This window comes from Providencia sp. PROV150 (assembly GCF_028481025.1).
Classification (GTDB): domain Bacteria; phylum Pseudomonadota; class Gammaproteobacteria; order Enterobacterales; family Enterobacteriaceae; genus Providencia; species Providencia hangzhouensis.
The window spans coordinates 74,917-98,366 of the sequence record NZ_JAMPPJ010000026.1; the positions used below are offsets into that span (position 1 = coordinate 74,917).

Annotated in this window: 23 protein-coding genes; 16 read left to right on the plus strand and 7 right to left on the minus strand. The window is 39.7% G+C overall.

The window, feature by feature from the left end; translation table 11 throughout:
- Positions 1–114: 114 nt before the first annotated feature.
- The 8 genes from fabZ to tilS all read left to right on the plus strand — a co-directional run bounded on the left by fabZ (position 115) and on the right by tilS (position 10,023).
- Positions 115–567 carry a 3-hydroxyacyl-ACP dehydratase FabZ gene (fabZ, locus tag PSE83_RS16680; protein ID WP_004257450.1) on the plus strand — a complete coding sequence of 151 codons (453 nt, stop codon included), beginning with the start codon at positions 115–117 and terminating at the stop codon, positions 565–567.
- A gap of 1 nt (position 568) precedes the next feature.
- Entirely contained in the window at positions 569–1,366 is a 798-nt protein-coding gene (gene lpxA / locus PSE83_RS16685; protein WP_004257444.1) for an acyl-ACP--UDP-N-acetylglucosamine O-acyltransferase, read from the plus strand.
- A gap of 44 nt (positions 1,367–1,410) precedes the next feature.
- Complete coding sequence (gene lpxB, locus PSE83_RS16690) at positions 1,411–2,562, plus strand: lipid-A-disaccharide synthase (protein ID WP_164565444.1); 1,152 nt, start codon at positions 1,411–1,413, stop codon at positions 2,560–2,562.
- Positions 2,562–3,152 carry a ribonuclease HII gene (gene rnhB / locus PSE83_RS16695; RefSeq protein ID WP_164565443.1) on the plus strand — a complete coding sequence of 197 codons (591 nt, stop codon included), beginning with the start codon at positions 2,562–2,564 and terminating at the stop codon, positions 3,150–3,152. Before lpxB ends, rnhB begins: the two co-directional genes overlap by 1 nt.
- Positions 3,153–3,167: 15 nt before the next feature.
- Positions 3,168–6,650 carry a DNA polymerase III subunit alpha gene (dnaE, locus tag PSE83_RS16700; protein ID WP_036957990.1) on the plus strand — a complete coding sequence of 1,161 codons (3,483 nt, stop codon included), beginning with the start codon at positions 3,168–3,170 and terminating at the stop codon, positions 6,648–6,650.
- Between the two features lie 12 nt (positions 6,651–6,662).
- Complete coding sequence (gene accA, locus PSE83_RS16705) at positions 6,663–7,622, plus strand: acetyl-CoA carboxylase carboxyl transferase subunit alpha (RefSeq protein ID WP_004257429.1); 960 nt, start codon at positions 6,663–6,665, stop codon at positions 7,620–7,622.
- A gap of 147 nt (positions 7,623–7,769) precedes the next feature.
- Positions 7,770–8,657, plus strand: coding sequence for a DMT family transporter (locus PSE83_RS16710; RefSeq protein WP_036957987.1), 888 nt, complete (start codon positions 7,770–7,772; stop codon positions 8,655–8,657).
- Between the two features lie 13 nt (positions 8,658–8,670).
- Positions 8,671–10,023: a tRNA lysidine(34) synthetase TilS gene (gene tilS / locus PSE83_RS16715; protein ID WP_164565442.1), complete on the plus strand. Its 1,353-nt coding sequence runs from the start codon at positions 8,671–8,673 to the stop codon at positions 10,021–10,023.
- A 63-nt stretch (positions 10,024–10,086) separates the two neighbouring features.
- Here the strand turns inward: tilS and rof are convergent, their stop codons facing one another.
- Complete coding sequence (rof, locus tag PSE83_RS16720; RefSeq protein ID WP_004257417.1) at positions 10,087–10,350, minus strand: Rho-binding antiterminator; 264 nt, start codon at positions 10,348–10,350, stop codon at positions 10,087–10,089.
- A 271-nt stretch (positions 10,351–10,621) separates the two neighbouring features.
- On the opposite strand from rof, the gene PSE83_RS16725 reads away from it, so the two are divergent.
- From PSE83_RS16725 to chbG, 7 genes are all read left to right on the plus strand, one after another.
- Complete coding sequence (locus PSE83_RS16725) at positions 10,622–11,278, plus strand: copper resistance protein NlpE N-terminal domain-containing protein (RefSeq protein ID WP_004257413.1); 657 nt, start codon at positions 10,622–10,624, stop codon at positions 11,276–11,278.
- A gap of 372 nt (positions 11,279–11,650) precedes the next feature.
- Complete coding sequence (locus tag PSE83_RS16730) at positions 11,651–11,971, plus strand: PTS sugar transporter subunit IIB (RefSeq protein ID WP_004257403.1); 321 nt, start codon at positions 11,651–11,653, stop codon at positions 11,969–11,971.
- 114 nt (positions 11,972–12,085) lie between these two features.
- The gene (chbC, locus tag PSE83_RS16735) at positions 12,086–13,444 is read left to right on the plus strand and encodes a PTS N,N'-diacetylchitobiose transporter subunit IIC (protein WP_036957985.1); all 1,359 of its coding nucleotides are present in this window, start codon (positions 12,086–12,088) and stop codon (positions 13,442–13,444) included.
- A gap of 44 nt (positions 13,445–13,488) precedes the next feature.
- Entirely contained in the window at positions 13,489–13,836 is a 348-nt protein-coding gene (gene chbA, locus PSE83_RS16740; RefSeq protein WP_004257393.1) for a PTS N,N'-diacetylchitobiose transporter subunit IIA, read from the plus strand.
- A 10-nt stretch (positions 13,837–13,846) separates the two neighbouring features.
- The gene (gene chbR, locus PSE83_RS16745) at positions 13,847–14,713 is read left to right on the plus strand and encodes a transcriptional regulator ChbR (RefSeq protein WP_094961147.1); all 867 of its coding nucleotides are present in this window, start codon (positions 13,847–13,849) and stop codon (positions 14,711–14,713) included.
- Between the two features lie 110 nt (positions 14,714–14,823).
- Positions 14,824–16,182 (plus strand): 6-phospho-beta-glucosidase, encoded by a 1,359-nt coding sequence (locus PSE83_RS16750; RefSeq protein WP_004257387.1) that lies wholly within the window; start codon positions 14,824–14,826, stop codon positions 16,180–16,182.
- A 35-nt stretch (positions 16,183–16,217) separates the two neighbouring features.
- Positions 16,218–16,973 (plus strand): chitin disaccharide deacetylase, encoded by a 756-nt coding sequence (gene chbG, locus PSE83_RS16755; RefSeq protein WP_004257385.1) that lies wholly within the window; start codon positions 16,218–16,220, stop codon positions 16,971–16,973.
- Between the two features lie 61 nt (positions 16,974–17,034).
- Here the strand turns inward: chbG and proS are convergent, their stop codons facing one another.
- The 6 genes from proS to metN form a co-directional block, all read right to left on the minus strand.
- A complete protein-coding gene (proS, locus tag PSE83_RS16760) occupies positions 17,035–18,753 on the minus strand; it encodes a proline--tRNA ligase (protein ID WP_004257383.1) in 1,719 nt (572 codons plus the stop codon).
- Positions 18,754–18,852: 99 nt separating this feature from the next.
- Positions 18,853–19,572 carry a tRNA (N6-threonylcarbamoyladenosine(37)-N6)-methyltransferase TrmO gene (gene tsaA / locus PSE83_RS16765; RefSeq protein ID WP_036957982.1) on the minus strand — a complete coding sequence of 240 codons (720 nt, stop codon included), beginning with the start codon at positions 19,570–19,572 and terminating at the stop codon, positions 18,853–18,855.
- Positions 19,573–19,579: 7 nt separating this feature from the next.
- Entirely contained in the window at positions 19,580–19,981 is a 402-nt protein-coding gene (gene rcsF / locus PSE83_RS16770) for an Rcs stress response system protein RcsF (protein ID WP_004257380.1), read from the minus strand.
- 126 nt (positions 19,982–20,107) lie between these two features.
- Positions 20,108–20,929 carry a MetQ/NlpA family lipoprotein gene (locus PSE83_RS16775; RefSeq protein ID WP_004257378.1) on the minus strand — a complete coding sequence of 274 codons (822 nt, stop codon included), beginning with the start codon at positions 20,927–20,929 and terminating at the stop codon, positions 20,108–20,110.
- A 59-nt stretch (positions 20,930–20,988) separates the two neighbouring features.
- Complete coding sequence (gene metI, locus PSE83_RS16780; RefSeq protein ID WP_112307285.1) at positions 20,989–21,642, minus strand: methionine ABC transporter permease MetI; 654 nt, start codon at positions 21,640–21,642, stop codon at positions 20,989–20,991.
- Positions 21,635–22,666, minus strand: a complete 1,032-nt coding sequence (gene metN, locus PSE83_RS16785) for a methionine ABC transporter ATP-binding protein MetN (RefSeq protein ID WP_004257373.1) — start codon at positions 22,664–22,666, stop codon at positions 21,635–21,637. Before metN ends, metI begins: the two co-directional genes overlap by 8 nt.
- A gap of 168 nt (positions 22,667–22,834) precedes the next feature.
- Between metN and gmhB the strand changes: the two genes are divergently transcribed.
- Positions 22,835–23,401 (plus strand): D-glycero-beta-D-manno-heptose 1,7-bisphosphate 7-phosphatase, encoded by a 567-nt coding sequence (gene gmhB, locus PSE83_RS16790; protein WP_004257370.1) that lies wholly within the window; start codon positions 22,835–22,837, stop codon positions 23,399–23,401.
- Positions 23,402–23,450 lie beyond the last annotated feature (49 nt).

A 23,450-nucleotide genomic window follows, 5' to 3' on the forward strand; every position in this document is an offset into this window, starting at 1 on the left:
AGGCTAAAATAGTTATCTGAGTTACGTTTTCCGGCCTGCCAGTTAACCTAATTTAAGGTTAAAGCAGGCCGATTCATTAATTAAACCGTATTAATAGACAGGAAGAGTATTTCGATGAGTGATAATCATACTCTGAATATAGAAGAAATCTTAGAACTGCTTCCGCACCGTTACCCATTCCTTCTGGTTGATCGTGTATTGGATTTTGAAAAAGGCAAATCATTACGTGCCGTGAAAAATGTGTCATTTAACGAGCCATTTTTCCAAGGACACTTCCCTAGTAAACCTATTTTCCCTGGTGTATTGATTTTAGAAGCCATGGCGCAAGCGACTGGAATTCTTGCGTTTAAAAGCGTTGGAAAATTAGAACCGGGTGAGTTGTACTATTTTGCAGCGATAGACAATGCGCGTTTTAAACGTCCCGTTCTACCAGGAGACCAAATGGTCTTAGAAGTAGAATTTATCAAAGAACGTCGCGGAGTTGCACGTTTTAAAGGTGTTGCTAAAGTTGATGGAGAAGTGGCCTGCGAAGCAGAAATGATGTGCGCCCGTCGTCGTGAGGTCTGATATGATTGATAAAACAGCCTATATTCATCCATCCTCTATCGTAGAAGATGGAGCTATCATCGGTGCCAATGTTCATATTGGCCCTTTTTGTTATATTGGCGCGAATGTTGAAATTGGTGAAGGCACTGAACTGAAATCTCATGTTGTCGTTAATGGCCATACAAAAATTGGTCGTGACAATGTGATTTTCCAGTTCGCTTCCATTGGTGAGATTAATCAAGATCTTAAATACCAAGGCGAACCAACGCGAGTTGAAATCGGGGACAGAAACCGTATTCGTGAAAGCGTAACCATTCACCGTGGTACTGTTCAAGATGTTGGCCTGACAAAAGTGGGCAATGATAACTTACTGATGGTGAATGTGCATATTGCTCATGATTGTATCATTGGAAACCGTTGTATTATTGCAAATAACGGTACTCTAGGTGGTCATGTAACACTTGGTGATTATGCCATTATTGGTGGGATGACCGCAGTTCACCAGTTTTGTAAAATTGGTGCTCATGTTATGGTTGGTGGCTGCTCTGGTGTTGCACAAGATGTGCCGCCTTATGTCATTGCACAAGGTAACCACGCGACACCATTTGGTTTAAATCTTGAAGGTCTAAAACGCCGTGGTTTTGAAAAAGAATCACTACATGCTATTCGTAATGCATACAAGGTGTTATATCGTTCAGGTAAATCGTTAGAAGAAGCTCGTGAAGAAATCGCAGAAGCGGCAAAAGCGAATGAACACGTTAAAGTGTTTAGTGATTTCTTAGAGGATTCAGCGCAGTCTAAACGTGGTATTATTCGTTAATCTAGTATTAATGAATCGAGGCCTTTAATAAGGAGCGAATTTCGGTGAATAATAGCCGCCCACTTACTATTGGCCTTGTTGCCGGAGAAACATCTGGTGATATTCTCGGTGCGGGGCTTATCCGTGCACTTAAAGAGCAAATACCAGATGCTCGCTTTGTTGGTGTTGCTGGTTCTTTAATGCAAGCCGAAGGTTGTGAAGCTTGGTATGAAATGGAAGAGCTTGCCGTCATGGGCATCGTTGAAGTCCTCGGCCGCCTACCTCGGTTATTATCCATCCGTAAGGATCTAACCCAGCGTTTTACCGAATTACAGCCAGATGTTTTTGTTGGAATTGATGCCCCTGATTTTAATATTACCCTTGAGGGGCGCTTAAAATCGAAAGGGATTAAAACCATTCATTATGTTAGCCCATCAGTTTGGGCATGGCGTCAAAAACGGGTATTTAAAATCGGTCGTTCAACGGATTTAGTATTAGCTTTCTTACCTTTTGAAAAAGCCTTTTACGATCGTTTTAATGTTCCTTGCCGTTTTATCGGGCACACAATGGCGGATGCCATTCCATTACACCCTGATAAACAAGCCGCTCGACATCGGCTGAATATTCCTGAGCATGTTAAATGTTTAGCCTTACTGCCAGGAAGTCGTCATTCCGAAGTCGAAATGCTAAGCGCAGATTTTCTTAATACAGCGAAAATATTACAGCGTAATATCCCGGATTTACATATTGTGGTGCCGTTGGTGAATGAAAAACGCCGCCAGCAGTTTGATGAGATAAAGCAAAATACTACGCCTGAACTGCAAATTCATACTTTAGATGGCCAAGCTCGTGATGCAATGATTGCAGCAGATGCGACTTTATTAGCATCAGGAACGGCAGCACTTGAATGTATGCTAACAAAATGCCCAATGGTGGTGGGGTATCGTATGAAACCTTTCACCTTCTGGTTGGCAAAACGGTTAGTGAAAACGCCGTATGTTTCTTTGCCTAATTTGTTAGCAGGAAAAGATATTGTCAAAGAGTTACTACAAGAGGATTGCCAGCCTGATAAACTTGCACAGCAGTTGCTTCCACTCCTAGAAGGTGGCGAGCGGGTTGAAAACCTGAAAGAAACTTTTTTACAATTACATCAGCTTATTCGTTGTGACGCAGATAAACAAGCGGCTGAAGCTGTATTAGATATGGTCAAAAATTAATGGAATTTATCTATCCAAAAGCAAATTTAATCGCTGGTGTTGACGAAGTAGGCCGAGGCCCATTAGTCGGAGCTGTAGTGACAGCAGCAGTGATTCTTGATCCCAATAACCCAATTACAGGGTTGGCAGACTCAAAAAAACTCACCGAAAAAAAACGTGAGAAATTATTTGATGAAATTCAAGAAAAAGCATTATGTTGGTGTATTGGCCGCGCAGAACCAGAAGAAATTGATAATATAAATATATTACATGCAACCATGTTAGCTATGCAGCGCGCCGTTGCGGGTTTATCTATTGTTCCTGAGTATGTTTTAATTGATGGTAATCGTTGTCCTGAATTGCCAATGCCTTCACAAGCAGTAATTAAGGGCGACAGCCTAGTACAAGAAATTAGCGCAGCATCCATTTTAGCTAAAGTGATTAGGGATAGGGAAATGGTTGAGTTGGACAAAGCTTTTCCTGAATATGGTTTTGCGAAGCATAAAGGCTACCCAACCGCGTATCATTTAGAAAAATTGGCGCAGTATGGTGCAACCGAATTCCATCGTAAAAGCTTTGCTCCTGTGAGAAAAGCTTTAGACAGCAAATAAGTAGGTATTAGGTCGATGGCATCACCTCGTTTTATTCATTTACGTGTTCACAGTGACTATTCCATGATTGATGGGCTAGCCAAAACAGGGCCACTGGTTAAAAAAGTGGCTTCAATGGGTATGCCTGCATTCGCGATCACCGATTTTACTAACCTTTGCGGGTTAGTCCGGTTTTATGGTGCAGCGCATGGTGCAGGGATCAAACCCATTATTGGCGCTGATTTTTATGTGGAAAGTGAATTATTAGGTGATGAAATATCTCACCTAACTGTTTTAGCACGTAATAATGAAGGCTATCAAAACCTTACCTTACTAATTTCTGAAGCATATCAAAAGGGCTATGGTGCGGTTGGGCCAACGATAAAACGAGAATGGCTGGCCAAGCACAAAGACGGCTTGATTCTGCTGTCCGGTGGCCGTAAAGGGGATGTCGGGCAATTTCTATTAAGGGGAAACCAATCCTTAGTGGATGAGTGTCTTGCATTCTATGAAACTCATTTCCCAGATAGCTACTATTTAGAGTTAGTCAGAACAGGGCGGCCTGATGAAGAAAGTTATCTACATGCGGCTGTCGAGTTAGCGACTAAAAAAGGCCTACCTGTCGTTGCAACGAATGATGTTTGTTTTATTGAAAGTAGTGATTTTGACGCTCATGAAATACGTGTTGCTATCCATGATGGTTTTACATTAGCAGATCCAAAAAGGCCTAAAAATTATAGCCCTCAGCAATATTTACGTTCCGAAGAAGAGATGTGTGAGCTGTTTGCTGACATCCCTGAAGCGCTAGAAAACAGTGTAGAGATTGCTAAGCGTTGTAATGTGACGATCCGTTTAGGTGAATACTTCTTACCTCAATTCCCAACAGGGGATATGAAAACAGAAGACTTTTTAGTTATGCGCTCTAAAGAAGGGCTCGAAGAGCGTTTAGAATTTCTGTTTCCTGATGAAAAAATCAGGGCAGAAAGACGTCCTGAGTATGATGAACGTTTAGATATCGAACTCAACGTAATCAACCAAATGGGTTTCCCTGGCTACTTCTTGATAGTTATGGAGTTTATCCAATGGTCGAAGGATAACGGCGTACCCGTTGGGCCTGGACGAGGTTCGGGGGCAGGTTCCCTTGTTGCCTACGCACTCAAAATTACTGACCTTGACCCGTTGGAGTTCGATTTACTATTTGAGCGTTTCTTGAACCCTGAGCGTGTTTCGATGCCTGACTTTGACGTCGATTTCTGCATGGAAAAACGCGACCAAGTCATTGATCACGTAGCCCAAATGTATGGGCGTGATGCCGTTTCACAAATCATTACCTTTGGTACGATGGCGGCAAAAGCGGTTATCCGCGACGTGGGGCGTGTACTTGGGCACCCATATGGCTTTGTTGATAGAATTTCTAAATTAGTGCCGCCAGATCCCGGTATGACACTAGAAAAAGCATTCGAAGCAGAGCCACAGCTCCCTGAAATTTATGAAGCTGATGAAGAGGTTAAAGCGCTTATCGATATGGCGCGTAAGCTCGAAGGGGTCACTCGAAATGCCGGTAAACATGCGGGTGGGGTGGTTATCGCTCCAACTAAAATTACTGACTTTGCGCCACTGTATTGTGATGCGGAAGGTAATAACCCCGTCACGCAATTCGATAAAAACGATGTCGAATATGCAGGGCTAGTGAAGTTTGACTTCCTCGGCTTACGGACGTTGACGATCATTAACTGGGCGTTGGAAATGATCAACGCGCGTCGTGCTAAGAAAAACTTAGAGCCGGTTGATATTGCGGCGATTCCGCTGCACGATCAAAAAAGCTTTGATATGCTGCAGCGCTCAGAAACCACGGCAGTATTCCAGTTGGAATCCCGTGGAATGAAGGACTTAATTAAGCGATTACGTCCCGACTGCTTTGAGGATATGATCGCTCTGGTAGCATTATTCCGCCCCGGGCCATTACAATCAGGCATGGTAGATAACTTTATTGACCGTAAGCATGGTCGTGAAGAAATTTCGTATCCAGATGTACAATGGCAACATGAATCATTAAAACCTGTTCTAGAGCCCACATATGGTATTATTTTATACCAAGAACAGGTTATGCAAATTGCTCAGGTTTTAGCCGGTTACACGCTTGGCGGTGCAGATATGCTGCGTCGTGCGATGGGGAAAAAGAAACCTGAAGAAATGGCGAAGCAGCGTTCTGTTTTTGAAGAAGGAGCAATCAAAAACGGGGTAGATGGCGAGTTATCAATGAAAATCTTTGACTTGGTAGAGAAATTTGCCGGTTATGGGTTTAATAAATCGCACTCAGCAGCTTATGCTTTAGTTTCTTATCAAACATTATGGTTAAAAGCTCACTATCCCGCTGAATTTATGGCTGCTGTAATGACCGCTGATATGGACAACACGGAAAAAGTGGTCGGTTTAGTTGATGAATGTTGGCGAATGGGCTTAAAAGTATTGCCACCAGATATCAATAGTGGGCTTTATCACTTCCATGTGAATGATGAAGGTGAGATAGTTTACGGTATCGGTGCAATTAAAGGGGTCGGTGAAGGCCCGATTGAGGCGATTGTTGAAGCGCGTCAACAAGGCGGGATATTTAAAGAGATTTTTGACCTTTGTGCGCGAGTTGATATTAAAAAAATTAATCGTCGTGTGATGGAAAAGCTTATCATGGCAGGGGCATTTGACCGATTAGGCCCTCACCGTGCGGCATTGATGTCTTCCCTTGAAGATGCATTAAAAGCGGCTGACCAACACGCTAAAGCAGAGGCAATAGGCCAAGCAGATATGTTTGGTGTATTAGCGGAAGCACCTGAACAAGTTGAAAGTTCATACGCCAGTGTGCCTAAATGGCCAGAGCAGGTGGTATTGGATGGTGAACGCGAAACGCTTGGTTTATATTTAACAGGGCATCCAATAACGCGATACTTGAGCGAAATAGAGCGCTATACTAATGGGCTTAGATTAAAAGATGTGAACCCCACCCCTCGTGGTCAAGTGACAACTGTGGTAGGTTTAGTACTTTCAGCTAAAGTCATTACAACCAAGCGTGGAAATAGAATAGGTATTTGTACGCTTGATGATCGTTCCGGTCGTCTGGATATTATGTTATTTTCAGATGCACTCGATAAATACCAACATATGTTGGAAAAAGACAATATCCTGATAGCCACCGGTCAGGTCAGCTTTGATGATTTCAATGGTGGTAATAAAATGACAGTGCGTGAGTTAATGGATATTAGTGAAGCAAGGGAGAAATATGCACGAGGACTTGCAATTTCACTGTCAGATAAACAAATTAACGATCAATTGCTGAACCGGCTTCGCAGTACTCTTGAACCTCATCGTTCAGGAACGATCCCGGTTCATCTGTATTACCAGAAGGATGATGCCAGAGCCAAGCTTAAATTTGGTGTTGTTTGGCGTGTGACGCCAGTGGATCCCCTTCTGAACGATCTTCGAACTCTGCTGGGTAGTGAGCAGGTAGAATTAGAATTTGACTAAAATAGGAATATTATGAGTCTGGATTTTCTTGATTTTGAACAGCCAATCGCGGAATTAGAGGCGAAAATTGATTCTCTAACAGCGGTTAGCCGTCAAGATAACAACTTAGAAGTCAACCTAGATGAAGAGGTTGCTCGTTTACGTGAAAAAAGTGTTGAACTGACACGTAAAATTTTCTCTGATCTAGGAGCTTGGCAAATCGCTAAACTCGCTCGTCATCCACGTCGTCCATATACATTGGATTATATTTCTCGCATTTTTACTGATTTCCAAGAATTAGCAGGTGATCGTGCTTATGCAGATGATAAAGCCATTGTGGGTGGAATGGCGCGTTTAGATGGTCGCCCAGTTATGATTATTGGGCATCAGAAAGGGCGTGAGACAAAAGAAAAAATCCGTCGTAATTTTGGTATGCCAGCCCCAGAAGGTTACCGTAAGGCATTGCGTCTGATGGAACTGGCTGAGCGTTTTAACTTGCCTATTATTACCTTTATTGATACTCCTGGGGCTTATCCGGGCGTTGGTGCTGAAGAGCGTGGTCAGTCAGAGGCTATCGCACGTAATTTACGTGAAATGTCACGTTTATCTGTCCCAGTCATTTGTACTGTTATTGGTGAAGGTGGCTCTGGCGGTGCTCTTGCCATCGGTGTTGGTGATAAAGTCAATATGCTGCAATACAGTACTTATTCTGTTATTTCACCAGAAGGCTGTGCTTCCATTCTATGGAAAAGTGCAGATAAAGCACCACTAGCAGCAGAGGCGATGGGGATTACTGCTCCACGTCTTAAAGAACTGAAATTAATTGATAATGTTATTCCTGAGCCATTAGGCGGTGCACATCGTAATTATGATGAAATTGCGGAACAGCTAAAAGCACGCCTGAATGAGGACTTAAACGAATTAGATGCATTAGATGCCGAAGCGTTGAAAAACCGCCGCTATCAGCGTCTGATGGACTATGGTTATTGCTAATTATTAACCGCTAATCGTTAATAAAAACGGGAGTTTGCTTTTTGCCAGCTCCCGTTTTTTATTTTTAAGCTAGTCATTTTTAATGATAACAGAGTGTTTTGATTTAAATTATTCATCTGCTGAAAATAATAATAGATAGGAACTAGGGTGCGACAATATAATTATTTGCTATATGCTTTTACTTGCGTATTGATATGGAGCTTTATTCCTATTGTCTCTCGTTTTGGGCAAGAAGGTATGGATAGCTTCCAATTCCTTTTTTGGTCAAACTTAATTTCAGCGATATCTGTAATTATTGTTGCACTTGCTTCTGGGTATCGGCTGACAAAACTGTTTATCTTGCCAAGAGATGTACTAATCAAAGTCTTTGTTCTTGGTTTTCTTGATTGTTTATTCTACTTGTTACTGTATTACGGATATTCCATTGAAAATGGTATCGCCGTATTGGTCATTCAATATAGCTGGCCATTAGTTATTATCTTGTTATCAGTAGTATTGCTAAAAGATAAATTAGCTGGAAGACAAATAATTGGCATCATAGTTGGTTTTATTGCGGTGGTTATTACTTTTACTAAAGGGCAAATTACACAGCTACATGTTGAAAACCCAACAGCGTTATTACTGGTTTTTAGTGGTGCATTTTGCTTTGCACTAATGTCAGTTTTTTCTCGCCAATATTCGATAGACCCCTATATTAGTACTGTGTGGTTATTTATTTTTTCAACGCTAACTTCTTTTGCCTTACTGATACTATTTAGTGAAATGCAGTTACCTTCAAAAGCAGCTTTTTGGCCAACACTGGTTAATGGCATTTTAATCAATGGGGTGTCTTATATTTTGTGGTTTAAGGCGATGAATACAGGTCATTCAGCGAAAATAGCTTCTGTGGTATTTTTATCTCCCGTATTATCGGTACTCTGGTTAGTGTTAATCTTAAATGATGTTTTTGAAATTGCGTATGCAATTGGGGTATTACTGGTAATTATTTCTGGTGTTCTGTGTGTTGGCGCAAAAAGCCAAAGTCAGAAGTCGTAAGAAGGGCGAATAAATGGCGCAGCATTCGCAAGTAATTGTTGAACAAGTTCTTAATAAAATAAGTGGTATTCAAAAAATTCTAGTGGGATTCAGTGGTGGTATTGACTCTACAGTTTTATTACATGCACTTTATCTTATTCGGCAACAACGGCTTCCTTCACTAGAAATTCGTGCTATTCATATTCATCATGGCTTGAATAGAAAAGCAAACGAATGGGAGCAGCATTGTGCTCAATTATGTTCACAATGGGACATTCCTTTTATTTGCCGACATGTCGTGGTTGATTCAAGCCAAAAAGGTATTGAAGCAGCAGCACGAGAAGCTCGTTATCAGGCTTACCGAGAAGAATTACAAGAAGGCGAGGTATTAGTTACGGCTCAACATCTTGATGACCAAGCAGAAACTTTCATGTTAGCGTTAAAGCGTGGTAGTGGGCCAGCAGGGTTGTCTTCAATGCCTGAATTATTGAGTTTTTCAGCGTGTTGCGGTTCAACATGGCTATTACGCCCATTACTTTCAACACCCCGTATAGCGCTAGAAGCTTATATGCAAGAACAACAATTGTCGTGGGTTGAGGACGATAGTAACCAAGATGACCGTTATGATAGAAATTTTTTACGTCTTCATATTATGCCCACTTTGTCTGAGCGCTGGCCACATTTTTCTCATGCTGTCGCGCGCAGTGCCGCGTTATGTGCTGAGCAAGAATCATTACTCGATGAGTTATTAAAAGAGACCCTTGAAGGTATGATGGATTACCGAGGGGGCCTATTTATAGATGATTTGCAAGGGTGTTCATCTTCCAAACGTAATGCTTTAATTCGTCGTTGGGTTGGTTTGCACCAATTACCAATGCCGCCATTTAACCAATTGGAACGTATTTGGCAAGAAGTCGCGTTAGCTCGGCAAGACGCTGACCCTATTTGCCGCTTAGGGCAATTTGAAATTCGTCGTTATCAAGGCGCATTGTGGGTTGTTAAGCGCATTAATAGTCTATTAAATAAACAGTTTGAATGGGCTTTTCCTGAGGCTATTGAGTTACCTGAATCCTTAGGAATATTACAAGTTATGGAAGGAGAGGGGCAGATACGGCCACCACTTTCGCATGAAAATGTGACAATCCGTTTTGGGCTGCAAGGCACATTGAAAATAGTAGGACGCCATCGTTCCAGAAGCAGTAAGAAGATCTGGCAAGAATTAGGCGTAGCTCCATGGATGAGAGAAAGAGTGCCATTAATTTATTATAACGACCAGCTCATTACCGCAGTAGGGTGCTTTATTACCCCTGAGGGGTTGGTTGATGAAGCGTCTCTGGGCATTGCCATCGATTGGCAAAAAGAGGGTGAATTTAAGGTATTAAATTAATGAGAAGCCCCTTATGACTGTGATTACCATAAGGGGCTATAGAAGGACTCAAAATCGTGAGTATTAGTGAGAGTGGTCGACAACAATTGTGCCGATTTCAGGATGACTGAAGGAAATTATGCAATCCAATCTTAACTCCTTGGTTCCATCATGTGTCTCAACAATCAGGTACTCAACTTTTTTTCGTAGGAGTAAATCACTGGCCTTCCCCTCAATATTCACGCCGTCATTAAGTATTATTTGCAACTTTAGCTGACGTTGGCATGCGATTTCTAGATATTCGTAATCATCACAATTGATAGGTTGATATTCAGTATCTGTAGACATATTCCCTCACCACTGTGTTAGTGGCGGTTATTGCCGCCTTGAACATGTTGTACTAAGCAAAAATGTGCTTAGTACGATAATAGCACAGTAACTTTAATAACTATAATCACAGCGCAGGGAAAAAGACAATTCTTATTCACTAAATCAATACACAACGTATTTTATCAGTAATGTCCGAATTTTCTTATGTTTGACATATTTTTATTAGATGAAATGCTATGATGTTTATATTGGTTAACAAGTTAAAACACATGGTTTTAAGGGAATTATAATGAAAAAATCACTAATGTTAGTCTTAATGGCGGTTGGAAGTATTACGTTAGCTGGCTGCCAGAGTGCGACAAAAAATATTGATGTAGCACCAGTCGATAAAGTCTATACAGGGGTTTTACCTTGCGCGGATTGCTCTGGTATTGAGGCAACATTGTTAGTTAACCAAGATGGTAGTTATGTTGAACAGCTCGTTTACTTAGGAACGAAAGATGGTGATACAGCTTTCCATGATACTGGTAAATGGGATATAGAAAATAATAAACTACGAGCAACTAATCCTAAAGGTGAAAGTACTTATTTTGCCCAATCAGCAGATGGTCAATCAGTGACCTTGCTGGATTTAGACGGTAACCCGATTGAAACACAGATGAATTATACGTTAGACCAAGTTAAGCCAAGTAAAAAAGTGGGGCAGTACCGCTATATGGCTGATGCAGCTGTTTTCAAAGAGTGCGATAGTGGTCGCCAATACGCTGTTTCTGGTGTTGAATTAGAAAAAGCGTATGGAGAAACTGGGGTAGATGGTGGTACACCTGTCTATGCTGAAATTGAAGGTTATTATACCATTCGTCCTTCAATGGAAGATGGCCAGTTTGATTCCGCATTAGTCCCAACAGGTGCAATTAAGTTCGACAAATCTGCTTCTTGCAACTAATTCGTACTTTTTTCTTTCTTAAGAAGACCCACTTCAACTGAAGTGGGTCTTTTTCTTTTTGGGCTATAAATTACCAATTAAAACGCCGTATTACCCATCTTTAATTTTTTTCTTATCATTATTTGATATCAATATAACTTTTTTATTGACGCAAAATATTTATATAAATGTGAGGATTGTCATGGCTGTTGGTCAATGGGAGACAATTGTTGGTTAGTTTGAATTATCGAAAATGCTGGGAAGGCAGTATACTCAATTCAACTAGAGATAATTAATTGCTTTAGTGTGTAGGGTTGGGTTAGATGATAAGTCTATAAGAAAACTTATAAGTTATAGCGGTAATAAAAAATAGAACGAATCAAAGGATAAGGAATGAATAAGAAAAATATTTATCTATTTTGTTCTGCAGGAATGTCTACCTCACTGCTAGTTAACAAAATGAGACAGCAAGCAGAAAAATACGATGTACCTGTCAATATAGAGGCCTTTCCTGAAAGCTTAGCTTCAGAAAAAGGTGTAGATGCGGATGTGATATTACTCGGCCCGCAAATTGCTTGGATGTTATCGGATATCCAAAAATTATTACCTAACAAGCCAATTGAAGTTATTGATTCACTTTTGTACGGAAAAGTGGATGGGCTCGGTGTACTAAAAGCTGCCGTTGCAATTATAAAAAAACAAACTGCAAGCTAATACCAAAAAGCTATTTACAACCTCTACAACATAATAACTCCATCAACATTAACGTTATTAACATAACGTAATTAGTTAAGAATGGAGCATACTCAAAAAATTGAGGGTATTTTTATGAGTCTTTTTATCACTTCGCTTGAAAAGGTACTCCTTCCATTCGCTGTTAGATTGGGAAAGCAACCTCATGTTAATGCAATAAAGAATGGTTTTATTCGAATTATGCCTCTGACCTTAGTTGGGGCAATGTTTGTGTTAATTAATAATGTTTTTCTGAGTTTTGATACAGGGTCATTTTTCTATTCTTTGGGGGTTAGACTAGAGCCTTCAACGATAGAAACACTAAATGGTTTTAAAGCCATTGGTGGAAACGTTTATAACGGGACATTGGGAATTATGTCCTTAATGGCACCTTTTTTTATTGCGATGGCACTGGCGGAAGAACGTAAGGTTGATCCACTTGCTGCTGGTTTGTTAGCTGTTGCTTCTTTTATGACAGTCACACCATATGACGTCAATGGTGCTTATGCCGTTGGTGCTAATTGGCTCGGTGGGGCTAATATCATTTCAGGGATCATTCTAGGGTTAGTCGTTGCTGAAATGTTCACTTTTATTGTTCGCCGTAATTGGGTGATTAGATTACCAGATAGCGTACCACCATCCGTATCTCGTTCATTCTCTGCACTTATTCCTGGTTTTATCATCTTATCAATTATGGGAATTGTGTCGTGGGCGCTAAGCGGTATTAGTAGTAATTTCCATCAAATCATTATGGACACAGTATCCACACCACTTGCTTCTATGGGGAATGTTGTTGGCTGGGCATATGTTGTATTTACCTCTCTATTATGGTTCTTTGGTATCCATGGTTCTCTTGCATTAACCGCATTAGACAGCGGTATAATGACACCGTGGGCATTAGAAAACGTGTCTTTATATGCAGAGTATGGTTCAGTTGATGCTGCGATTGCTGCGGGTAAATCCTTCCATATGTGGGCAAAACCGATGCTTGACTCCTATGTATTCTTAGGTGGAACGGGCGCTACATTAGGATTAATTATCGCTATTTTTATCGCATCACGTCGTGCCGACCATCGTCAGGTTGCGAAATTAGCATTACCGGCAGGTATTTTCCAAATTAATGAGCCGATTATTTTTGGTCTACCGATCATTATGAACCCGGTTATGTTTATTCCATTTATTCTTATTCAGCCTTTATTGGCAGGAATAATGGTCGCGGCTTATTATTTAGGGATTATCCCACCAGTGACGAATATCGCACCATGGACAATGCCGACGGGGCTTGCTGCATTCTTCAATACTAATGGTAGTATCGCTGCCTTACTACTTGCATTATTTAACCTTGGTGTGGCTGTACTCGTTTATCTTCCGTTCGTTGTGATTTCTAATAAAGCACAAAACACAATCGATGAAGAAGAGAGTGAAGAAGATATTGCTAACGCACTTAAGTTTTAAAATAAGGGGGAGCTTGCTCCTCCCATCAAAATAGAGATAAAAGTATGTTTGAACTTAATGATATCCAAGAAGATGCGACTATGGATGAACTTGAAGAAGTTGTCATGGGGCTGATTATTAATGCAGGGCAAGCAAGAAGCTTGGCTTATACCGCATTAAAAAAGGCGAAAGAAGGTGATTTTGTGACGGCAAAAAGTTTAATGGCACAATCGCACTCTTCGCTGAATGAGGCGCATAAAGTGCAAACTCAATTGATTGAAAGTGATATGGGTGAAGGACGAATCAAAGTTAGCTTAGTTCTGGTTCATGCACAAGATCATTTAATGAATGCCATGTTAGCCCGTGAATTAATTACAGAGTTAATTGAGTTACATGAAAAATTAAACCATTAGAGAGGGAGCCATGATGCAGGCACTGATGAATAGAACCGACACTAATGCTGAAATTAAACTCGTTCAAGAAAGTGAACTTTTTAATAATAAAACCTTTCATGTCTTTATTTATAATAAAGTTGAGAGTGCAAGTGGACTGCATCAACATGATTATTATGAATATATGATTGTTCTAACGGGGCGTTGTTATCAAATAATTAATGGGAAAAAAGTTTTATTAGAGCGGGGAGATTTTATTTTTCTCCCAATAGGGTCGCATCATGAAAGCTCTTATGATTTTGGGCCTACACGGATACTCAATGTTGGAATTAGTAAATCATTTTTTGATAAACATTATTTACCACTATTACCAAGTTATTTTGTTGCATCGCAAGGCTATCAATTAAAAAATGAATTTATGGCTTATATAGAGTCCGTGATTGCATCATTAAATTTTCGTGATAGTGAATTTAATGAATTTATTGAGTTGGTTACATTTAATGTCGTAAATCGATTACGCCATTATCGTGAAAAAAGTATGCGAGATGATGCCCCTCAATGGCTAAAAAATACATTGGAAGAAATGCATGATATCGCTATGTTTAGTGAAAGTGCTCTACAAAATATGATTTCGATAACGGGAAAATCACAAGAGTACTTAACTCGGGCAACAAAACGCTATTATGGCAAAACGCCAATGCAGATTATTAATGATATCAGAATTAATTTTGCTAAAAAGCAACTCGAAATAACTAATTATTCAATTACGGATATTGCTTTTGAATCCGGTTATAGCAGTCCAAGTTTATTTGTTAAAAAATTTAAAGAGCTAACTTCATTAACACCAAGTGATTACAGAAAAAATCTATTTAGTGTTGAACAAAAAATGGTAGGTTAAATTATTACCTAAATAATCTTCCCATTTCTATGCGTCTCAAGCATATCCATCTTTTTCTATAAAGATGGTGTGCTTTTCTATGTCTATTATAAAGGTACAATGAGGTTAATATGACTCAGAATCAGAAATTAAAAGTTGTCACCATTGGGGGAGGGAGTAGCTACACTCCTGAATTACTAGAAGGTTTTATTAAACGTTACCATGAGTTACCTATTACTGAATTATGGTTAGTGGATGTTGATGAAGGTAAAGAAAAATTAGATATTATCTATAATTTATGCGAGCGCATGGTTAAACATGCCAATATACCACTCAAGATATTTAAAACGCTTGATAGGCGAGAAGCATTAAAAGACGCTGATTTCGTGACGACTCAATTAAGAGTTGGGCAATTAAAAGCACGTGCGTTGGATGAATCAATCCCCTTAAAACATGGTTATTTGGGGCAAGAAACTAACGGTGCTGGTGGCTTATTCAAAGGGCTGCGAACAATACCTGTGATTTTTGATATTATTAAAGATGTCGAAGAAATTTGCCCGAATGCTTGGGTAATTAATTTCACCAACCCCGCAGGTATGGTAACTGAAGCTGTTTATCGCCACACTAACTTCAAACGTTTTATTGGTGTTTGTAATATACCTATCGGTATGAAAATGTTTATTACCGATGTTTTGAAACTATCCGATAGCGATGAATTATCTATCGACTTATTTGGTTTAAATCATATGGTTTTTATCAAAGACGTTATTGTAAATGGTTCATCACGGTTTAATGAGTTATTAGAAGGGATTGCCTCTGGAACATTAAGCGCAAATTCAGTTAAAAATATTACAGACCTTGCTTTTGATGAAGGATTAATTCGTGGATTAAATCTGATCCCATGCTCTTATTTATTGTACTATTTTAAACCTAAGGAAATGCTAGCGATTGAGCTTGGCGAGTATTATAAAGGGGGGGCTAGGGCTCAAGTCGTGCAAAAAGTTGAGCATCAACTCTTTGAACTATATAAAAATCCAACATTAGATGTAAAACCTAAAGAGCTTGAATTAAGAGGTGGAGCTTATTATTCAGATGCCGCTTGTGAAGTCATCAATGCAATATACAATGACAAACAAACGGAGCACTACGTTAATATTCCACATCATGGGCATATTGATAATATTCCTGAAGACTGGACAGTCGAAATGACATGCTTATTAGGTCGTGATGGCGCAAAACCGCACCCACGAGTAAAGCATTTTGATGATAAAGTACTTGGTTTAATTTATACCTTAAAAACTTTTGAGATTACCACTAGCCAAGCTGCAGTAAATGGTCAGTTTAATGATGTTTTATTGGCGATGAATCTAAACCCATTAATTCATTCTGATAACGATGCGCGTTTAATTTCTAAGGAATTACTTATCGCCCATAAAAAACACCTACCGAACTTCGCTAAAGCAATACAACAGCTTGAGCAAGAAGGTTAATTAGCCAAATAGCTTATAGTGCCAAGGGAGAGCATATGGCTGTGTTACTTATTGTAAATGCCGATGATTTTGGACTCTGCGAGGCCGTTAATTACGGCATCATTGAATCTCATCGTAATGGGGTTGTTCATTCAACAAGCGCGATGATGAATATGCCCGCAATATCCCATGCGGCTAAATTAAGCCAAGAGAATCCGAATCTGGCAGTGGGGATGCATTTTGTTTTAACGGCTGGGAAGCCTTTCTCATCAATGCCTACTCTCAGCCGTGATGGGCTATTGGGTAAATGGCTTTGGGATATTGATATTAATGATTTACCATTGATTGAGATTGAACAAGAGCTAAATCTGCAATATCAAAAATTTATCGAAATTTTTGGTCAAAAACCGAGCCATATCGATAGCCATCATCATGTTCATATGATTGAGGGTATTTTTCCAATTGTAGTTGCTTTCGCCCAAGAAAAGGGGGTCGCGTTACGTGTTGATCGCCAATTAGAGAAAAATTGGCCGCCATTATCATATCAAGTGGCAAGCACTGACTGTTTCAGTAGTGAGTTTTATGGTGATCAAATTTCAGAAGCGTTATTTTTGAAGATTATTAATGAAGCTAAAGCACAAGGTAATAATTCTATTGAAGTTATGAGTCATCCTGCGTTTATTGATAATGCGCTATTAAAAAGTAACTATGCTTATCCACGTTTAAATGAATTGGAAGTATTAACATCTGAAAATTTAAAATCACAGATTTTGGCGGATGATTTTAAGATTGGTTCGTACCGAGACATCTAAAAAAGAAGCCCAAATTCAAATAACCGAAATTTGGGCTTTATTTTCTAGCTTTTAACTTATTTTATTTACCGAGCTTTCCTTTTAGGAAGCTAATAACATTTTCTAAGCCAACCAATTCTTTATCATCACTACGGCGTGATTTATATTCAATTTGGTTGTTGTCTAAGTTACGGTCACCAATAACGATAGTGTATGGAACACCAATCAGCTCCATATCGGCAAACATCACACCTGGGCGCTCTTTACGGTCATCGAAAATCACATCAATACCATTTGCTTTTAAGTCAGCGTAAAGTTTTTCTGCAACTTCTTTAACACGATAAGATTTGTGCATATTCATTGGTAAAATAGCCACTTGGAACGGAGCAATTGCATCCGGCCAAATAATTCCGCGGTCATCATGGCTTTGTTCAATAGCAGCGGCAACAATACGCGTTACACCAATGCCATAACAGCCCATGGTGACGATTTGGTTATGTCCATCTTCATTTTGGACTGAAGCTTTCATTGCTTCTGAGTACTTAGTCCCTAATTGGAAAATATGGCCAACTTCGATACCACGTTTAATTTGCAGTACACCTTTACCATCTGGGCTTGGGTCTCCTTCAACAACGTTGCGTAAATCAAAAGCTTCTGGTAACGCCAAATCACGTTCCCAGTTGATGCCAAAATAGTGTTTACCATCAATATTTGCGCCTGCACCAAAGTCGCTCATTACTGCAACGCTACGGTCGATAACAATCGGAAGTGGCATATTGACTGGGCCTAAAGAGCCCGGGCCAGCATTCACTGCATTTCTGATTTCAGCTTCCGTGGCGAATTCTAATGGGCTAGCCACTAATGGGTGTTTTTCTGCTTTGATTTCATTTAACTCATGGTCGCCACGAATTAATAAAGCGACGAGCGTGTGACCTGAATCTTTTTTCGCATGAACAATCAATGTCTTAACAGTTTTTTCAACAGGTAAATTGAATTGCTCAACGAGTTCTGCGATTGTTTTTGCATTAGGCGTATCAACAAGACGCATCTCTTCTGTTGGAGCGCAACGTGGCGTTGTTGGTGCTAATGCTTCTGCGAATTCAATGTTAGCGGCATAATCAGATTCGGTAGAGAAAATAACGTCATCTTCACCATTTTTTGCTAATACTTGGAATTCGTGGGATGCGCTACCGCCGATAGAGCCAGTGTCAGCTTGAACGGCACGAAAATCAAAGCCAATACGCGTGAAAATTTTGCTGTAGGCTTCGTACATCGCATCATAGGTTTCTTGCAATGATTCTTGGCTAGTGTGGAAAGAGTATGCATCTTTCATAATAAATTCACGCGAGCGCATCACGCCAAAACGTGGGCGAACTTCATCACGGAATTTGGTTTGAATTTGGAATAAATTCAATGGCAATTGCTTGTAAGAGGTGATTTCGTTACGGACTAAATCTGTGATCACTTCTTCATGGGTCGGGCCGAGAACAAACGGGCGCTCACCACGGTCAACAAAACGCAGCAATTCAGGACCATACTGTTCCCAACGTCCACTTTCTTGCCATAAATCTGCAGGCTGAACGACGGGTAAAGATACCTCGATAGCGCCTGCATTTTCCATTTCTTCACGGACGATGGTTTCTACTTTACGCAGAACACGAACACCAGTGGGTAACCAGTCATACAGACCGGAAGCAAGTTTACGGATCATTCCTGCACGCAGCATCAGCTGATGGCTGATAACTTCTGCATCCGCAGGGGTCTCTTTTAGAGTTGAGAGCAGATATTTGCTAGTACGCATTGTATAGGTTCCATTAGAACAACAAGTTATGGCAAACGACTTATTTGCCAAGGTATATAGTGAGCTAGTCTACCAGTGACGGAGACTTGCCAAAAGGGGTTAACGTGATTTTTCGTATGGTTCGATAGCGAATACTTCAGTCACACCATCAATTACCCGCCAGCGAATATTAAAATCTAATAAATGGACTGCATAGTCACGTGTTTCAGTAGATTGTTTCTTATATGCGGGGCGAGGGTCTTGCATTAAAACTTGTGAAATAAATTGTTTAATACCCGGGTACTGATTTTGATAATCATCTAATTCAGTTTCTATTTCTGGGGTAAATATAACCTGCATATCATCTGAAGGTGTGTCCTGTGCGTACCCTGCAGTTGCGGTCGGTATTGCCTCAGCAAAGGGTAAGTAAGGTTTTATATCGATAACAGGGGTGCCATCTACTAAATCAAGGCTACCAAGCTCAAGGATCACTTGACTGTTTTCTATTGTTATTCCATGTAATTCAACAAGAGACATGCCTATTGGGTTTGGTCTAAATGTTGAACGGGTTGCGAAAACACCCATTTTATCATTGCCACCTAGTCTTGGAGGGCGCACTAGCGGTTTCCAGCCATTTTTCATTGTTTGATGAAAAACGAATAGAACCCAAACATGGCTAAATTGACTGAGTCCTCGCACCGCATTTGGGTCGTTGAATGGAGAATGCAGATGTAAGCGTCCCGCACCCCCCTGAACAAGTCCAGGTTGGCGAGGGATTGCAAACTTTTCTTTATAAGGTGATTCAATGTGCCCAATAACATTAAACTGAAAAGATTGCATAAGATATTTATTCAACAATTTGTAATGCACTGCCTTCACAGATAGTTGCCTGATAACAACCTGGAGAGGTCATGGTTTGGCACTGGTGTAAAAGTACGGCATCAGCCGCAATATAGGCAGCTTGTGTTAACATACTGTTTTTTGCGGTATTCAAATTTGCCGGAGGGCTTTGAACGCTTTCTCGACAAGATTCCCCAGAAACAACACCTAAATCTTTGAAAGGCATCCCTAATAATTCTTCTGGGCTATTCATTAATTTAACGTTTGCTGTGTCTGGCTCTGTTACTTTCGGTACAGGTTTAGACAATTTCATACTAGTGAAACCTTTATTTTGCCCTGGACTCGTGTATTGGTTAATTCCACACCCGGCTAACACAAATGTTACCAAAGTGAGCAATAACAGTCTCATAAGTTATACCTTTCTTATATGATTCAAAATAATGCCGCGTTGTTTTTATAGTCTATAAATTACAAAAAATACTAGACGGCGTTAAGCCGTCTAGTATTTTAATCGTTTTTTAAATAATAAAAAAGATTACCAACCTTTAACTGCACCACCATCGAAGACTTCATTAGCTTTGTTTGCTACTTCATCTGATTGATATGCCTGAATAAATTTTTTCACGTTCTCACTATCTTTATTATCTTCACGAGCAACAATAATATTTACGTACGGAGAATCTTTATCTTCAACAAATAAACCATCTTTTGCAGGTGTTAATTTAGGTGTAGCACTACTTGCCCAAGTCGTATTGATAATCGCTAATGCAATTTTTTGGTCATCTAAAGCACGAGGTAATTGAGGTGCTTCTAACTCAACAAATTTCAGGTCTTTCGGGTTTTCAACCACATCTAAAACAGTTGGCATTAAGCCAGTACCATCTTTTAATTTAATTAAACCTTGTTGCTGTAATAACAGCAATGAACGGCCTAAGTTAGTTGGGTCATTTGGTAACGCAATTTGTGAGCCATCAGCGAGTTCATCTACCGACTTAATTTTTTTAGAGTAAGCCGCAATTGGATAAATAAAGGTATTTCCAACAGGAACTAATTTGTAGTTACGATCTTTAATTTGTTGATCAAGATAAGGCTTGTGTTGGAATGCGTTCGCATCGATATCGCCTTTACTTAATGCTTCATTAGGTAAAACAAAGTCATTAAATGAAACGAGCTCAACATTTAAACCGTACTTTTCTTTAGCAACTTTCTGTGCGACTTCAGCAACTTCTAATTCTTTGCCCATGATCACACCAACTTTGATGCTGTTGGCATCTTTCTCTTTTTCACCACAACCAGTGAGAACGAGTGTGCCTAATAGCGCGCCGACAACTGCGATAGATTTTAATTTAATAGACATTGGTTTACCCCTTTAAAACGGACTTTATAAGCACCTTAACGGCGCAGCTATTTTACTAACTATCGATGTGAAACTTTTTTCATTAAATACTCGCCACCAAACTGAATTAGGTTTACTAAAATGACGAGGAGAACAATAACGGTATTCATCACAATAGGATTATAAGTTTGATAACCATATTGTAGTGCTATTTGACCTAAACCACCGGCACCAACTGCACCACCCATTGCAGAATATCCGACTAACATAATTAACGTGATAGTGGCTGCATTAATTAAACTTGGCAATGCTTCAGGGATCAAAATCTTACGAATAATCTGAAGTGGAGTCGCTCCCATCGCACGGGCTGATTCAATTAAACCACTTGGAATTTCTAATAACGCATTTTCAACCATGCGAGCAATAAACGGCGCAGCGCCAATTGTTAAAGGAACGATTGCCGCTTTTAAACCAATAGTCGTTCCAACAAGAAACGAAGTTAATGGAATAATCCACACCAGTAAAATAATAAATGGCACTGAGCGGAAAATGTTTACTACAACTGCAAGAGCACGATATAGCCCTACATTCTCCATTACTTGGTCTTTGCGTGTAATATAGAGCAATACACCTAATGGTAAACCTAAAACAAAACCCAAAAAGCCGGAAACAAAGGTCATTGTGATAGTGTCAATTGTGCCGTTAATCAGCAGGTAAATCATTCTCTCAGACATAACCCAAAACCTCTACTTTCACATGATGCTCTTTTAAAAATGCAATTGTGGATTCAACCCCACCATTGATGCCATGTAGCTCTGCGAGCATCACACCAAATTTCACGCCGCCAGCGTAGTCAATTTGTGAACTTAAAATATTAATATCAATATCAAATTTGCGTACAGCCATTGAAATTAAAGGTGCATCAACAGACTGCCCTGTAAATTCGAGCTTGAGTAATGGTGATAAGTCCTTACCTGGGGCCGTTTTTAATCGTTCTTTATAATCATCTGGAATATCAATAACTAATGTTGATTGAATAAACGCTTGAGCGACAGGTGTTTTCGGGTGAGAGAATACTTCACTCACTTTGTCTTGCTCAATTAATTGACCGCCACTTATTACAGCAACTTGATCACAAATACGTTTTACAACATCCATTTCGTGAGTAATTAATAAGATAGTTAAGCCTAATCGACGGTTAATATCTTTTAATAATTCTAAAATTGAACGGGTTGTCGCGGGGTCTAACGCACTTGTCGCTTCATCACATAGTAATACTTTTGGTGAATTAGCTAATGCGCGAGCTATAGCAACACGTTGCTTTTGTCCGCCAGAAAGGTTTGCTGGGTATGCATCTTTCTTTTCAGTTAACCCAACTAAATCGAGTAATTCATTTACACGCTCTTTAATTTTTTCTTTAGGCGTATTATCAAGTTCCAAGGGGAGAGCAACGTTATCAAAGACGGTACGTGAAGATAACAGGTTAAAATGCTGGAAAATCATGCCAATGCCGCGACGTGCTCTCGTCAACGTTTTTTCAGTCATTGATGTTAAATCTTGTCCATCAACAATAACTTGGCCTGAAGTTGGGCGTTCAAGCATATTCACGCAACGAATAAGCGTACTTTTACCCGCACCTGAAGCACCAATAACGCCATAGATCTGACCAGCAGGCACATGCAAGCTAATGTCAGTAAGCGCTTGAATGTTACGGCTTCCTTGCTGGAAAACTTTATTAATATTTGAGAGCTTTATCATTTATAGTTTCTAACTTTATCTGAATTGTTTTTAGATAGTGTATCTAATAAGGTTGGATGTTAAGGCGTCTAGACGTCTAAGTCAATAAAGATTGTTCTATTTATTCTATTCTCCTTTTATTTCTTTTCATGAGATACTAAAAAGATACTAAATTTTAGGAGTAAACAGGTGAGTAACGGGATCCCAGCAGTCTTTTTAGATAGAGATGGAACAATTAATATCGATCATGGTTATGTACATAAAATTGATGATTTCGAATTTATCGAAGGGTCAATTGAAGCGATGCTCGAATTAAAAAAGATGGGTTATGCATTAGTTATTGTAACTAACCAGTCAGGTATTGGTCGGGGAATTTATACAGAAGACCAGTTTATGCAACTCACAGAATGGATGGATTGGTCATTAGCAGATCGCGGTATCGACTTAGACGGTATTTATTTTTGCCCTCATCATACTGAGGCTACAGTAGAAGAATATCGCCAAAACTGTAATTGCCGTAAACCAAAGCCAGGAATGCTACTAGACGCGCAGGCTTTTTTAAAAATAGATATGGCATCATCTATTATGGTGGGTGATAAACTTGCTGATATGTTGGCAGGCAAAGCCGCTAAAGTCGGTACAACTATATTAGTGAAAAGTGGTGAGCCAGTCACCGATGAAGCAATCAATAATGCAGATATTGTTATTAACAGTATCGCAGAGTTGCCAGAAACGCTAAAAAGAATCAAAAAGTAGCCTTTTTGGGTGGTAAATAGGCAGTTAGAAAAAAAATGTAAAAAAACAC